This window comes from Afipia sp. GW821-FHT04G03 (genome assembly GCF_059419985.1).
The window spans coordinates 1,129,864-1,145,290 of record NZ_JBWKSV010000001.1; the positions used below are offsets into that span (position 1 = coordinate 1,129,864).

General features: G+C 64.0%; 9 protein-coding genes and 1 pseudogene. 3 read left to right on the top strand and 7 right to left on the bottom strand.

Features of this window, described 5'->3' with window-relative positions; translation table 11 throughout:
* Nucleotides 1-166 precede the first annotated feature (166 nt).
* The 3 genes from AC07UB_RS05540 to AC07UB_RS05550 all read left to right on the top strand — a co-directional run bounded on the left by AC07UB_RS05540 (nt 167) and on the right by AC07UB_RS05550 (nt 5,358).
* A complete protein-coding gene (locus AC07UB_RS05540; RefSeq protein ID WP_492792889.1) occupies nt 167-1,135 on the top strand; it encodes a zinc-binding dehydrogenase in 969 nt (322 codons plus the stop codon).
* Between the two features lie 100 nt (nt 1,136-1,235).
* Nucleotides 1,236-2,603 carry a cation diffusion facilitator family transporter gene (locus AC07UB_RS05545; protein ID WP_492792890.1) on the top strand — a complete coding sequence of 456 codons (1,368 nt, stop codon included), beginning with the start codon at nt 1,236-1,238 and terminating at the stop codon, nt 2,601-2,603.
* 298 nt (nt 2,604-2,901) lie between these two features.
* Nucleotides 2,902-5,358: a PAS domain-containing sensor histidine kinase gene (locus AC07UB_RS05550; protein WP_492792891.1), complete on the top strand. Its 2,457-nt coding sequence runs from the start codon at nt 2,902-2,904 to the stop codon at nt 5,356-5,358.
* On the opposite strand, the pseudogene AC07UB_RS05555 reads toward AC07UB_RS05550, so the two are convergent.
* The 7 genes and pseudogenes from AC07UB_RS05555 to ccmE form a co-directional block, all read right to left on the bottom strand.
* Nucleotides 5,279-8,173: pseudogene (locus AC07UB_RS05555) on the bottom strand (bifunctional [glutamine synthetase] adenylyltransferase/[glutamine synthetase]-adenylyl-L-tyrosine phosphorylase); the annotation flags it as partial. The gene AC07UB_RS05550 and the pseudogene AC07UB_RS05555 sit on opposite strands and share 80 nt — an antisense overlap.
* Nucleotides 8,170-9,579 (bottom strand): ATP-binding protein, encoded by a 1,410-nt coding sequence (locus AC07UB_RS05560; RefSeq protein WP_492792892.1) that lies wholly within the window; start codon nt 9,577-9,579, stop codon nt 8,170-8,172. The pseudogene AC07UB_RS05555 and the gene AC07UB_RS05560, both read right to left, overlap by 4 nt.
* Complete coding sequence (locus tag AC07UB_RS05565) at nt 9,563-10,288, bottom strand: response regulator transcription factor (protein ID WP_492792893.1); 726 nt, start codon at nt 10,286-10,288, stop codon at nt 9,563-9,565. The genes AC07UB_RS05560 and AC07UB_RS05565 overlap by 17 nt, the downstream gene beginning before the upstream one ends.
* A gap of 357 nt (nt 10,289-10,645) precedes the next feature.
* A complete protein-coding gene (locus AC07UB_RS05570; protein WP_492792894.1) occupies nt 10,646-12,238 on the bottom strand; it encodes a Do family serine endopeptidase in 1,593 nt (530 codons plus the stop codon).
* Nucleotides 12,239-12,441: 203 nt separating this feature from the next.
* On the bottom strand, nt 12,442-12,945 hold the full coding sequence (locus AC07UB_RS05575; protein WP_492792895.1) for a cytochrome c-type biogenesis protein: 504 nt from the start codon (nt 12,943-12,945) through the stop codon (nt 12,442-12,444).
* Between the two features lie 5 nt (nt 12,946-12,950).
* The gene (locus tag AC07UB_RS05580; protein ID WP_492792896.1) at nt 12,951-14,948 is read right to left on the bottom strand and encodes a heme lyase CcmF/NrfE family subunit; all 1,998 of its coding nucleotides are present in this window, start codon (nt 14,946-14,948) and stop codon (nt 12,951-12,953) included.
* Entirely contained in the window at nt 14,945-15,427 is a 483-nt protein-coding gene (gene ccmE, locus AC07UB_RS05585; protein WP_492792897.1) for a cytochrome c maturation protein CcmE, read from the bottom strand. Before ccmE ends, AC07UB_RS05580 begins: the two co-directional genes overlap by 4 nt.

Consider the following 15,427-nt stretch of genomic DNA (forward strand, 5'->3'; position numbering starts at 1 on the left):
CACTTTCGTCGCTCCCGCACGTCCGGCCGCATCGGGAGGCCGAAGCTGTGAATCAAGTGCCGCGTTTGTGACAGATTCTGTCGCGGCGCGCGTGGTCTTTTGTGAGCTGGCGCGACTGCTATATTGAGGACGACCCGCCCTGCCGCATGACTGAAAGAGCAATCCCATGAAAGCCTATGTCTATGGCGCGAACGGCGCCGCGATCACCGATGTGCCGAAGCCCACGCCGAAGGGGTCACAGGTTCTGGTCAAGGTCCACGCCTGCGGCATGAACCGGGCCGATCTCGGCATGATCAAGGGCCATGTCCACGGCGCGGCCGGCGGCGTCGGCACCGTGCTCGGCATGGAGTGGGCCGGCGAGATCGTCGAACTCGGACCCGACGCCAAGGGTGTCAAGGCCGGCGACCGCGTCATGGGCTCCGGCGCTGGAGGCTATGCGGAATACGCCGTGACCGATTACGGCCGCGTGTTTCCCATCCCCGCATCGATGGATTTTGAACAGGCCGCGTCGCTCCCGCTGGCGCTGACCACCATGCACAATGCCGTCGTGACCAACGGCGCGCTGCAGCCCGGCCAAAGCCTTCTTGTGCAGGGAGCCAGCTCCGGCGTCGGGCTGATGGCGCAACAGATCGCCAAGCTCAAAGGCGCAAAGCTGGTGATCGGCTCGTCCACCGACCCGGCGCGCCGCGCGCAGCTCACTGCCCATGGCGCGGACATGGCCATCGATTCCAACGATCCGGCGTGGGTCGATCAGGTGTTGAAAGCAACCGGCGGCGCGGGCGTCGATGTCATCATCGACCAGGTCTCGGGCAAGTTGCTCAATCAGAACCTCGCCGCGACCAAAGTCCTCGGCCGCATCGTCAATGTCGGACGCCTCGGCGGCACTCATGGCGATTTCGACTTCGATCTCCATGCCGCGCGCCGCATCAGCTACATCGGCGTGACGTTCCGTTCGCGTTCGATCGAGGAAATCCGCGATATCTTCACGACCGTAAAACAGGACATCTGGCCCGCCGTCGAATCCGGCAAGCTGAAGCTGCCCATCGACCGCGTGTTTCCGTTCAGCGACATCGCGCAGGCGGTGGACTACATGTCGGCAAACAGGCATTTCGGCAAGATTGTCCTGAAGCTTTAACGCCCTGTTCGCTCCTGCGAATGATACGCATTTTGAATCGCGAACTCCCGCATTGACGTTCAATGCACGGCCGTGACAAGACCCGCGCATTGAGGGTCCAATGAGCGCAGTCAAGCAACGGGTCGCCGCCATCTCGATTGTCGCCAGCGCCAGCATGGCGGCGATCAAGTTCGTCGTGGGCGTGGCCATCGGCAGCATCGCGCTGATCTCCGAGGCGCTGCATTCCTCGGTCGACCTGATCGCCACCATCGTCACATGGATCGTGGTGCGGATTTCCGACAAGCCCGCCGACGCCGAACATCATTACGGTCACGGCAAGCTGGAAAGCCTGTCCGCGCTGGGTGTGATCGCCCTGCTCTATATTCTGGCCGGCGGCATCGTGGTCGAGGCTTACAGCCGGCTGCGCGAAGGCGTGGCACCACCGGTGCTGACGGCGCTGCCGTTCGTCGTGCTGGCGGTCGATATCGTCGTGAATTTCTGGCGCGCGCGCGCGCTCCACAAGACGGCAATGGACACCAAAAGCCAGGCGCTGGAAGCCGATGCGCTACACTTCGCCTCCGACGTCCTTGGCTCATTCGCCGTCATCATCGGCCTCGGCCTGACGGCGTTCGGTTATGCCTGGGGCGATGCCGGCGCGGCCATCGCGGTCGCGGTGCTGATTTCGGTCCTGGGACTGCGGCTCGGCAAATCCACCATCGAGACACTGCTGGACCGTGCGCCGGACGGCGCCTCCGAGAAGGCGGAAACCGCCATCCGCGCCATTCCCGGCATAGTCGATGTGGAGCGGCTGCGCGTGCGCATGGTCGGCGCACGGCATTTCGTCGATGCCACGGTACAGGTGCCCCGCACCTACCCCATCGACCGCATCGACGACATCAAGCGCAAGGCGCAGGACGCGGTAACCGCGGCACTTCACGACGCGGACCTGACCTTTACGGCGGTACCGGTCGCACGCAGCAATGAGAGCGTGCGCGAGCGAATCATGGTGATCGCCCGCAATTCCGGCCTCGCGATCCACCATGTGACCGTCCACGACCTTGGCGGGAGGCTCACCGTCAGCATCGACCTTGAGGTTGACGGCGACATGCCGCTGAACGCGGCCCACGACATCGCACACCGGCTCGAACATGCCATCCGCGACGAGTTCGGCGCCGATGTCGAGGTCGATACCCATATCGAACCGCTCGAACCGGAATTGCCCCACGGCACCGATGCCGCCACCGGCCGTGTCGATACCATCCAGCACGCACTGACGCGCTTCGCCGCCGAGAGCGGCGCGATCCACGACGTGCATAATGTGCGGGTGCGCGACACCGATGCGGGCGAAATCGTCAACTTCCACTGCCGCGCGTTGCCGTCAATGAGCGTTATCGACGTCCACGAAAAGGTCGACGAGATCGAACGTGCGCTACGCAGTGCGTTTCCGTCGGTGAAGCGCGTCATCAGCCACGCCGAGCCCGCGCGTTAACGAATCGGCTGCTGGCACAATCGAAATTCAAAACGCTGTGTCGTCCCGCGAAGTCCGGGATGGTCAAAGTTTCTTTCACAACTCATCGCGCGCGCCGCGTTCTCGTTTCGGACTCACGCGCTGACTCAAAAACGAGTCCAAATTTCCTCCAAATTTCCTTGGGACAACATTTATTTCGCTTTAACGATTCGTTGACTCTCGACAGCGCCAAAAAAACAGATTCAAATCAAAGTCGATTCGGGTGGTTGGGGAATGCCTTCCGGACGGGGTGCAGACAAGAAAATTCGAGGGGCAAGGAATGGCGCGTTCGCACGCAGCGACAACGTGTGTCCAATCCGATTCTATCAAGGGATTGGCGCAGTCGATCGCGAAGCCGGCGTATCACCGCCTGCTGATCGCGGAGCCGGCCCTGCGACGCGCCGTTCCCACCCTCATCATCGCCTTTCTCGTCACCATCTGCATCGGCGCATTCGTTCAAGTCCTCGACCAGACCCGGCAAAAGCGCACATCGATTAAACGCGACCTTTCAGCGCTGGCAGATGTGCTGGCGGAACGTCTCGACCGCGCGACTCCTGTTCGGCAGGACCGCGCGGCGTCGGCCGAGCGGCTTCAGAGCCTGTTGCCCGGTTTGGTGCCCTCCTGGGGCGCCGCCGCCGGCCGCCATATCATCGTGACCAGCCCCGAGCAGCGCATCGTCGCGCGAATCCCCATCGATGCTCCAGCAGAGAACGCAAGCCGCATCATGGACGTCCTCAGCGCCACCCAGCAGCTTGGCGTTCCGGGACAGAGCAGCGTCATCGACATCGAACTGCCGGGCGGCCTCCGCGCCCTCGCCACCCAGCGCGTCGTCAAGTCCCTGCCCGGTCAGGTCATCGTCGTGCAGGAGCAGACCGAGGCGCCGTGGCGCTCCGACGCCGCGCTCCAGATCACGCTCTCCGCCACCACCGGCTTTGTCGTGCTGATCCTCGGCTTCGCGTTTCACTGGCAATCGTCCCGCGCCCGAGAAGGCGACCTGATCAATGACGCCGTCCGCGCGCGGATCGACACCGCGCTGAACCGAGGCCGCTGCGGATTGTGGGACTGGGACCTGTCGCGCGGCCGGATTTTCTGGTCGCAGTCGATGTTCGAACTGCTGGGGCTTGAAGGCCGCAGGGACCTCCTGACCTTCGGCGAGGTCAATGCGCTGGTAATGTCCGACGACATCGACCTGTTCGTGATCGCCGACCAACTGGTTTCAGGCAAACTCGATCATATCGACCATTCCTTCCGGATGCGCCATGCCAACGGCCACTGGATCTGGCTCCGCGTCCGCTGCGAGCTGAGCCAGGGGCAGAACGACAGCGGCAGCCACCTGATCGGTATTGCCGTCGATATCACCGAACAGAAGAGCCTCGCCGAGAAGACCGTCGAAGCCGACCTGCGGCTGCGCGACGCCATCGAGACGATTCCGGAAGCCTTCGTGCTGTGGGATGCCGACAACCGCCTCGTGCTTTGCAATTCGCACTTCAAGCGCCTGCACAAGCTCCCCGACTCCGCCGTCAAGCAAGGCACGTCCTACGAAACCGTCATCCAGGTCGGCCGTATGCCGGAAATCCGCACCCGGATGCCGAATTCGCCAGCCCCCGGCGCGCGCACCTTCGAGGCGCAACTGGATGACGGAAGCTGGCTGAATATCAGCGAACGCCGCACCAAGGACGGCGGCTACGTTTCGGTCGGCACCGATATCACCCAGATCAAGCTGCACGAGCAGAAGCTGATCGATAACGACCTCCGCCTCACCGCGAACGTGATCGACCTGAAACGCTCGCAATCCGAACTCGAGCGCCAGGCCCAGTTGCTCGCCGAACTCGCCCAGAACTACGCCGACGAGAAAAACCGCGCCGAGGAAGCCAACCAGACCAAGTCCAAATTCCTGGCGAACATGAGCCACGAATTGCGCACGCCGCTGAACGCCATCATCGGTTTTTCGGAAGTCATGGGCAGCGGCATGTTCGGCGCGCTCGGCTCCGAGAAGTATCAGGAATACTGCCACGACATCATGACCAGCGGGAATTACCTGCTGGACGTCATCAACGACATCCTCGACATGTCGAAGATCGAAGCCGGCCGCATGAAACTCGACTACGAGCCGCTCGATCTCGCCCAGACGCTCACCGAATCCCTGCGGGTCGTCTCCGGCCGCGCCGAAAACAAGAACCTCACAGTCAACGCGGATATTCGCGGCGCGATCCCGATCCTCGCCGATCGGCGCGCCATGAAACAGATCGCGGTCAACCTGCTGTCGAATGCCGTGAAATTCACACCCGACGGCGGCAAGGTCACGGTACGCAGCAGGATGCGAGATAATACAGTCCTGCTCACCATCGCGGACAGCGGCATCGGCATCGCGCCACAATCACTGGCGAAACTTGGACGGCCGTTCGAGCAGGTCGAAAGCCAGTTGACCAAGACCTATCACGGCTCGGGTCTTGGCCTCGCCATCGCCAAGTCGCTCGTCAACCTGCATGGCGGCTCGATGAAGCTGCGCTCAAGGCTCGGCGCCGGGACCATCGTTTGCGTGGCGCTGCCGTGCGGACACGGCGCGAATATCGCACCGGGCATCAGTGCCGGGGCGTCCCCTCAAGCAGCGCCAGAAACACCTCGCGTACCTCATTCTGCGTTTCCCGTACACGCGCTTCAAGCGACGAAAAGTCCGGCGCATCGCCCGCCCGCGTCATCACCCGCAGAAGATCTTCCCCTGCTGTTTCAGGCTTGAACTTCCCGATCACGCAAAGCCGGATGATTTGCGTCAGATCGTGATAGAGACGTGACGCCGCGCGAAGGACATCGGCGTCGGATTGCGGCAGCACGCCCAGCCGCGCCGCGCTGTCCAGCACCTGCACCGTGCTGACGTTGAGAATACCGGGCTTGTCCGCCGCGTGGATGAGTTGCAGATACTGCGCGATGAACTCGATATCGACCATGCCGCCGGCGGCGTTCTTCAGATCCCATATGTCGCCCTCGCCCTTTTCCTCGGCGATGGCGCGGCGCATTTCGAGAACATCGTTGGCAATGATGCCGGTTTCGCGCTTGCGCGTCAGCACGTCACGGATGGCGGCTTCGATCTTAGCGGCGAACCGGGGCGACGCGGAAATTACGCGGGCGCGCGTCAGCGCCATGTGTTCCCATGTCCAGGCTTCGTGTTCCTGATATTCCGCGAAGGAATCGATCCGCGACGCCAACGGCCCCGCCCGGCCTGACGGCCGCAGCCGCATATCGACCTCGTAGAGCACGCCGTAGTTGGTGCGCGTGGTGAAGGCGCTGATGAGACGCTGCGTCAGCCGCGCGAAATACTGCGAACCGTGCAGCGGGCGCGGGCCGTCCGAGTCCGGAGCCTCGTGATCGAAGTCGTAGATCAGGATCAGATCCAGATCGGACGATGCGGTCATCTCGCGGCTGCCGAGCTTGCCCATCGCCACGATGGCCGTTTCCTGATCCTTGATCCGCCCGTGCTGCTCCGCGAACTGGCCCATGACCAGATCGTGCACGGTATGCGCAATGCCCTCCGCGACGTCCGCGAACGCCACGCTCGCCTGCTGCGCCGACACCGTGCCGGACAGGATGCGCGTGCCGATCAGGAACAGGCTCTCCTGCCCGAACAGCCGCAGACGATCCAGAAACTCCTCGTAGGAATTGGCGTCGGACAACGTTGCGGAAAGCCGCGCGGATAATTCGCTCTGATCCGGCATCGCGCCGAAGAACCGCGGATCGATCAGGCCGTCCATGATCTGCGGCTTCCGCGCCAGCATGTCGCTGAGGCGCGGCGCGGCGCCCAGCACCAGCGCCACCAGCGCCACCAGTTCCTTGTTCTGGCTCAGCAGCGAGATTAGCCGCCCGCCTCGCTGCAAGGCTTGCAGAAAGCGATCGAATGCGGTCACCGCGTCGTCCGGCTCCTCGGCGCGCGACAGGCCGCGCATCAGGTCGGGCACGAATTCATTAAACGCCTGCCGCGTCGCCTCGATCTTGAACACGCGGTAATCCCCGCTCATCCAGGTGCGGACGGTTTCCGCCACCATCTTCGGCTTCTTGAAGCCGAGCGTCAGCAGATGCTCCAGCAGGCCCTTGTCGTCGGGCCCCGCGTTGTAATCGATGTCCGGCAGCTTCTCCGTGCCGGTGGGGTCGCCCTCGAACAGGCGGCCGTAGTGATTCTGCACGCAGGTGAGATGCGCCAGCAGATCTTTCGCAAAGGCGGCGCGGTCGTCGTATCCGAAAAAGCGCGCGAAACGCTCGACCGCCTCCACCTCGGCGGGCAGCGCATGGGTCTGCTCGTCGGCCAGCATTTGCAGCCGGTGCTCAACGCGACGAAGGAAGTCATAGGCCGCCGTCAGTTCGTCACGCGCCTCGACCGTGATCCAGTTGCTCGCGGCGAGAACGTTCAGCGCCTCGAGCGTCGGGCGTACCCGGAGTTCGGGATGTCGCCCGCCCGCAATCAATTGCTGGGTCTGCGCGAAGAACTCGATCTCGCGAATGCCACCGCGCCCGACCTTGACGTTATGGCCCTCCACGGAAATCTCGTTCTGGCCGCGGAACGTCTGCATCTGGCGCTTCATGTCGTGAACGTCGGCGAGCGCCGCAAAATCGAGATGCTTGCGCCAGACGAACGGCGCGATTTCCGCCAGCAGCGCGTTGCCCGCTTTCAGATCGCCCGCGCAAGGCAAGGCCTTGATCATCGCGGCGCGCTCCCAGGTGCGACCTTCGCGCTCGTAATAATGCAGCGCCGCCGCGATCGAGATCGCAACCGGCGTGGATGCCGGGTCCGGCCGCAGTCGAAGATCGACGCGGAACACATAGCCGTCGCCGGTGCGCTGTTGCAGCAGCCGCGACAACCCCTGCGCAATCTTGACGAAGAACGGCGACGGCTCGATGCCTTCCGCGAGCGTTGCCGCCTCCAACTCGTAGAAAACGATCAAGTCGATGTCGCTGGAATAATTCAGTTCGCCCGCGCCCATCTTGCCCATGGCGAGGACGACAAGACCGCTGCCCTCTTCCGGATGCTCGGCATCGAGCGGCAGCAGACGCCCGCGCGCGGCTTCCTGCTTGAGCAGGAAACGAATAGCGCACTGGACCGACGTGACCGCGATGTCGGTCAGCGCCCGCGTCACGCGCATCACCGGCCAGACGCCGCCGATGTCGCAGAGCGCGATCAGCAGCGCCGCCTCGGACTTCATCCGGCGCAGCGCCGTCATGATGTCGGCTTCGCTCGCGGCGGCGGCGGCATCGGCCACCGCCTTGCCGAGCAGCGCGGCGATATGGCCGTCCGGTTCGCATTGAAGCAGACGCAATGTCCGCCCCGCGTCCGCGCGCATCAGATCGAAAAGGTAGGGCGACGCCTCGGCAATACCTTCAAGGATCGCTTTCGCCTGCGGGAACTCGCGGGAAATATCCTTGAGTGCGTTCGCATGCTCGGGCGAACAGTCGCCCAGCCAGTCCGCAAGCCGCTGTTCGGCGGCCTCGCGCGCGAACAACTTCGGTCCGGCCACGAAACGGGCCGCCAGGGGACGGTCCGCGCCGCCCATCGCGGGTGAAGTCATACGCTCTTTTGTTCCACGCCCCGGCTCGGGATCACAAGCGTCACGCGCAGCCCCGGCTGGCTGTCCGCGAGTCGCAGGCCGCCACCATGCAACGTCGCGACGGCCGATGCCAGACTCAAACCGAGCCCCGACCCCGGCTGGGTCCGGCTGGCCTCCAGCCGCACAAAACGCTCGACCGCGCGCTGGCGGTCGGCCTCGGGAATGCCCGGCCCGTGATCCGTGACACTGAGAAGAACGTCGTCGCCGTCCCGTCGGGCCTCGATCAGAATGTCGGACGGGTTGCCCGCGCCGCCTGCGACCGGCTGGCCGTATTTGATCGCGTTCTCGACGAGATTGGCGAGCGCCTGACTGATGAGCTCGCGGTTGCCGTGGATTGTCGCGGTGTCGGCCTTCACGGTCAGCGTGAGGCCCTTGTCTTCCGCCAGCGGCTCGTAGAGTTCGTGAATGCCGTGGGCGATTTCAGCGGCGTCGAAGTCGGTCATGTTGTCGCGGGCCTGGCCGGATTCGGCGCGCGCGATCATCAGCAGCGCGTTGAAGGTCCGGATCAGTCCGTCGGATTCATCGATGGTCCGTTCCAGCGCGGCGCGGTATTCGCCTTCGTTGCTGGATTTCGCCAGCGCTTCCTCGGCACGATTGCGCAGCCGTGTTAGCGGCGTCTTGAGATCGTGGGCGATGTTGTCGGAGACTTCCTTCAATCCCGCCATCAACGCCTCGATGCGCTCCAGCATGGCATTGAGATTTTCCGCGAGCCGGTCAATCTCGTCGCCGCTGCGCCCCACCGGGAGGCGTTCGCTGAGATCGCCGGCCATGATCCGCTGCGTGGTGCCGGTCATGGCGTCGATCCGGTGCAGCACGCGCCGCGCCACGAAGATGCCGCCGCCGAGGCCCAGCACGACAACGATCAGGACCGACCATTGCGCGGCCTTGGCGACGATGCCGAACAGCCGCCGCCGTTCATCGAGATCGCGCCCCACCAAAATCCGGAAGCCGCCGGTCAGCTGCGACACCTTCACCAGCGCGAAGTGGTTCTTGGTGTCGGTTTCTTCCAACCGCTTGTAAGACGTCTCGGCCCAGCCGGGCTTGTCCATCACGCCAGGCGCGAGCGACGACACGTTGCCCGCGACGCCCTGCCCCTGCGGCGTGGTGACGAGATAGAGATTGGCGCCCGGACGCAGCGCGCGGCCTTCCACCCCGGCGACCAGTCCGCGCAGGCCGCCGCGCTCATACTGGCTGATGAGTTCGCTTAGTTCGGAATTGACGGTCTCGGTGATCTGTTCGGTGATCAAGCGCCGCGTGTTCCAGGCGAAATAACCCAGCAGTGACGCAGCAAACAGCGCGAACAGGAAAAGATAAACCAGCGTCAGCCGGAACGCCGTGGTCCGGATCAGTTTACCGAATGCCGTCACGGATCATGTATCCGGCACCACGAATGGTGTGCAGCAGCGGACGATCGTGTCCCTTGTCGATCTTGGAGCGCAGCCGCGAGATATGCACATCGATCACATTGGTTTGCGGATCGAAATGATAGTCCCACACGTTCTCAAGCAGCATGGTGCGGGTCACGACCTGCCCCGAATGCTTCATCAAATATTCGAGCAGCCGGAATTCGCGCGGCTGGAGCGTGATCTCGGTCGTGCCGCGCTTGACCTGATGGGACAACCGGTCGAGTTCGAGATCGCCGACACGATAGGTTGTCTCTTCGGACGGTCCGCCGTGACGGCGCGACAGCACCTCGACGCGCGCCAGCAACTCGGCGAATGAATAAGGCTTCGGCAGATAGTCGTCGCCGCCAGCCCGAAGTCCCTTGATGCGGTCATCGACCTGGCCGAGCGCCGACAGGATCAGCGCGGGCGTGTGATTGCCCTTGCCGCGCAGGGTGCCGATGATCGACAGGCCGTCGCGCTTGGGCAACATGCGATCGATGACAAGCACGTCGTAGTCGCCGGACTCCGCCAGCGCGAGACCCTCCTCGCCGTCGCTCGCGAGATCGGCGACATGACCGACCTCGCGAAATGCCTTCACGAGGTAGTCCGCCGACTCGCGGTCGTCTTCAACGATGAGCAGTCGCATCTGTGATTCGGTCTGGCTCGATATGACAGGGCTTTGTAGCACCATGGCGCGATGATCGTCCTCATGCAAGGCAACGAAACGTGTCGCTCGCCCCGGCTGAAAAAAAACGGGCGGTGAAGCTGGGGGACCTCACCGCCCGCACTGCACGACCGACTGGAGTGCGATCGCGCCTGCACTCGACGGAGGGGGGCGTTTTCCATCGAGAGCAATCCGGGCATGACGGCTGGGGGACCGTCACACTCTGATTTCAAGGGACGGGTTTTTAAGGCCCGTCCCCGGGAAGGAGCCGTCGGCGGGGGCGAATTTGCCGGCGACAACTCCCCATTTCTCGTCCGCTCGCGCGGACCGTTAACTGTCGAAGTGGGCATGATCTGATCCGAAAACCGGTGCCCACTTTTTGCCTCAGCCCTTGGAGACCGGCATCGCAACGAAGCGCGACGAGTCACCGGACTTCACGCGAACCAGCACGCTGTTCTTGTTGTCGGCGCGCGCCGCGGTGATCGCATCGCGAACCTCGCCCGGCGTTCCGACCAGCTTGCCGGCGACTTCGAGAATGACGTCGCCTTCCTTGAAGCCGCGCTCGGCCGACGGGCTGTTCGGATCGACGTCGGTTACGACGACGCCGTCCTTGCCCGCACCAGCCACGCTGTTGGCCGGAGCCAGCGTCAGTCCGAGGTTGGGCACCGTTACGCTGCCCTTCGAGAACTTGCCGCCACCATCCTTCTGATCGGTGTCGGCCTTCGCCTGCCTGGCGTTCGGCAATTCACCGAGCGTCATGTTCAGGATCTTGTCCTGGCCCTTGTGGACCACAACCAGCTTCACGGTCTGGCCGGGAGCCATGCCGCCGATGGTCCGCGCAAGCTCGCGCGCATCCTTGACCGGCTGATCGTTCACCCGCGTGATGACGTCGCCGGATTCAACGCCCGCCTTCGCGGCCGGGCCGTTGGCCTGCGGTTCCGCAACCAGCGCGCCTTCGGTCTTCTTCAGGCCGAGGCTGTCGGCAATCTCCGGAGTCACCTGCTGGATCTGAACACCGATCCAGCCGCGGCTGACCGAGCCCTTGTCCTTGAGTTGCTGCACGACGCTCTTCACCGTGGAGGCCGGGATCGCGAAAGCGATGCCGACGCTGCCGCCGGACGGCGAGTAGATCGCGGTGTTGACGCCCATCACGTCGCCTGTGGTGTCGAAGGTCGGGCCACCCGAGTTGCCCTTGTTCACGGGCGCGTCGATCTGGATGAAATCGTCATAAGGTCCGTTGCCGATGTCGCGGCCGCGGGCCGAGACAATGCCGGCGGTCACGGTGCCGCCGAGGCCGAACGGATTGCCGACCGCCAGCACCCAGTCGCCGATGCGCGGCTGACTGTCGGAGAGCTTGGCGAACGCCAGATTGCTGACGCCGTCGACCTTGATCAGCGCGAGATCGGTGCGCGGATCAGTGCCGATCACCTTCGCGGTGTGGACCTTGCCGTCGTCGGTGGTGACTTCAACCTTGTCCGCGCCGTCGACCACGTGGTTGTTGGTCACGGCAAAGCCGTCAGCCGAGATGAAGAAACCCGAGCCCTGCCCGGTCATCTGGCCACCGCCGCGGCCACCGCGGCCGCCACGTCCACCCGGGAATCCATCGGGACCGCCGAAGCGCTTGAAGAAGCGCTCCATCGGCGAATTAGGCGGGAACGGCGAATCTTCCGAGGGGCCATCGTTCGAGACCTGCTTCTCGGCCATCTTCACGCGCACCGAAATCACCGACGGCTTCACGCGCTCGACAATGTCCGCGAAGCCGATCGGCTGCTGAACCTGCCGGACTTCCTTGTTGACCTGCGCATGGGCGGTCGTGGTGAGCACGTCGAAGTTGTTCGCGGGGCTGAGGCCGTAACCGGCAACGCCGAGACCCGCGACGACCGAAGCCATCAGCGCGAACTTGCGCGCGGAGAACAGCGAACGGCGCGGCGCAAGATAGGACGGGAGTTTCGAAAGATCGGTGGGATGGTCGGTCATGAATAATCTCCAGGAGGGCGAAAGCGGACGGGAAATCTCGCGGTGCCGAATCTTGAAAGACGCTGCACCTGTCCTCTGGAAGATGGGACACGCGGCCTTACCGCGCTCTGACGGGGGAATTAATGTTTTGTAATAAAAAAGCGGCCTGAAACAGCCGCCGGAACCGGCTTTCGACTGGTCCTGGAACCGCGCAAAATCCCGCGTCAGACGGGCTTTTTCGCAGCTTCCTCGCCGGCGATCAGCTTTTCCAGCCGGGCCTCTTCCTCAGGGGTGAGCTGGAATGACGCACCCTCCTCGTCGGCGGCAACGCGCGCGCGGCGACGGCGATTCCCGAGCCAGAGCGCCAGCCCGCCACCGGCCATAACCAGCGGGGGAACAAGCCACAACAGCAGCGTGCTGCTTTGAACGCGCGGCTTGAGCAGTACGAACTCGCCGTAGCGCGCCACCAGGAAATCCATCACCTGTTCGTCGGTGCTGCCGGCGGCGATGCGCTCGCGTACCAGGAGCCGCAGGTCGCGCGCCAGCGGCGCATCGGAATCGTCGATGGACTGATTCTGGCAGACCATGCAGCGCAATTCGCGCGACAGATTTCTGGCCCGCGCTTCCTGCACAGGATCGGCCATGATCTCGTCGGGCTGCACGGCGAAGACCAGCGACGGCATGAGCGTCAGCACGATTGCAAACAGCGCCGGCAGAATACGTTTCATCGCAGCTACTCCGCCGCCTGCAACGCGCCGGTCTTGCCGGTCTTGCCGGCCTTGGCGGGCTTCGGCGCACCGACGCGCAGCCGCCGGTCGGTCAGCGAGAGAAATCCGCCGAACGCCATCAGCAGCGGGCCGAACCAGATCAGCAGCACCATCGGCTTGTGATAGATGCGCGCCGCCACCGACCCATCGGCGTTGCTATCGCCGAGCGAGATATAAAGCTGGCTGAAGCCGCGCGTCAGCAATGCGGCTTCCGTCGTCGACATCGCGCGCGTGGAGAAATTTCGCTTCGACGGCGTCATGACGCCAATGGTCTTGCCGTCCAGCGACACCGTGAAATGCGACACCACCTCGCGGAAATTCGGACCCTGCTGCTGCGTCACGTCGTCGAGCCGCACCTGATAACCGCCGACGGTCACCGTGTCCTTCGGCTGCATCGATGCGATGCTCTCGCTGTTCCAGGTGGTCTCGCAGACGATCCCGATCAGCGCCACGCCGAGACCCGCATGGGCGAACGCCGAGCCCCAAGTGGAGCGCGGCAGGCCGCGTGCGCGGCTGAACGATGTGGCAAGCGGCGCGCGGAACAGTTGCGTGCGCTCGGTAATGTCGGTGATGGCGCCCAGCACGACAAAAGCCGCGATACCGATTATCAACGGCGCAAACGCGCCGCCGCCGCGGGTCCACGCCCACAGCACGGCAATGGTCACCAGCGCCACGATGCCCGCCGCCATCAGGCGCTGCGCCGCGCCCACGATGTCGCCGCGCTTCCACGCCAGTTGCGTGCCGAACGGCACCGCGAGCAGCAGCGGCAGGAACAACGGCGCGAATGTCAGATTGAAGAACGGCGCGCCGACCGAAATCTTCTCGCCGGTGAGAACCTCGAGCGCCAGCGGATAGAGCGTGCCGACCAGCACCGTGGCGCAGGCTGTCGTCAGCAGCAGGTTGTTCAGCACCAGCGCGCCTTCGCGCGAGATCGGCGCGAACAGCCCGCCCTGCTTCAGCGCCGACGCCCGCCACGCATAGAGGCCGAGGCTGCCGCCGATGAACAGGCACAGGATCATCAGGATGAACACGCCGCGCGATGGATCGCTGGCAAACGTATGCACCGACGTGAGCACGCCCGAACGCACAAGGAATGTTCCGAGCAGCGAGAGCGAGAACGTCAGGATCGCAAGCAGGATGGTCCAGACCTTCAGCGCCTCGCGCTTCTCCATCACCACGGCGGAATGCAGCAGCGCGGTGCCCGCGAGCCACGGCATCAGCGACGCATTCTCCACCGGGTCCCAGAACCACCAGCCGCCCCAGCCAAGTTCGTAATAGGCCCAGTAAGAGCCCATCGCGATGCCCAGGGTGAGAAAGATCCACGCCATCAGCGTCCACGGGCGCACCCACCGCGCCCACGCCGCATCGATGCGGCCTTCGATCAGCGCGGCGACGGCGAACGCGAACGAGATCGAGAAGCCGACATAGCCGAGATAGAGCATCGGCGGATGGATCGCGAGGCCGATGTCCTGAAGGATCGGGTTGAGGTCGCGGCCCTCGATCGGCGGATTGGCGATGCGCGCGAACGGATTCGAGGTGGCAAGAATGAAAAGATAGAATGCCGATCCGACCCAGCCCTGCACCGCAAGGACATGCGCGCGTAGCGCGCGCGGCAGGTTGTTGCCGAAGGCCGCCACCAGCGCACCGAACAGCGCGAGGATCAGCACCCACAGCAGCATGGAGCCTTCGTGGTTGCCCCATACGCCGGTGATCTTATAGAGCAGCGGCTTCAGCGAATGGGAATTCTCGTAGACGTTCAGCACCGAGAAATCCGACGTGACGTGCAGCCAGGTCAGCGCTGCGAACGACAGCGCGGTGAACATGAACTGCGTCAGCGCGGTGGAGCGCGCGACGTTCATCAGCGCCGGATCGTGCAGCCGCGCACCGATCACCGGCACCACCGACTGGATCAGTGCCAACGCGAGCGCCAGCACCAGTGCATAATGTCCGGCTTCCGCGATCATTTCGCGTTCCCCTGCACGCTTGACGCGCCGGACGGTTTCTTGTCGTAATCGTCCTTCCAGTGGCCGGTCTTTTTCAGTTCGTCCGCGACGGCTTTCGGCATGTAGGTCTCGTCGTGCTTGGCCAGAACCGTGTCGGCCTTGAACACGCCGCTGGCGTCGAGCGCGCCCTCGGAAATGATGCCCTGCCCCTCGCGGAACAGATCCGGCAAAATCCCTTGATAAGTCACCGGCAGGGTTGCATTTCCGTCGGTCACTTCAAACTTCACTTTAAGCTGGTCGCCGCGCACCAGCGATCCCTCGCGCACCAGACCGCCGAGCCGGAACCGCTTGCCGGGCTGGATTTGCTTTTCAGCGGCCATGGACGGCGTCGAGAAGAACACGATGGAGTCGCGCAGCGCGTTCAGCACCAGCGCAGCCGCGATCGCGAGCACCGCGAGCGCTCCACCGATCAACGTCAATCGCCGCTGCTTGCGCGTCAT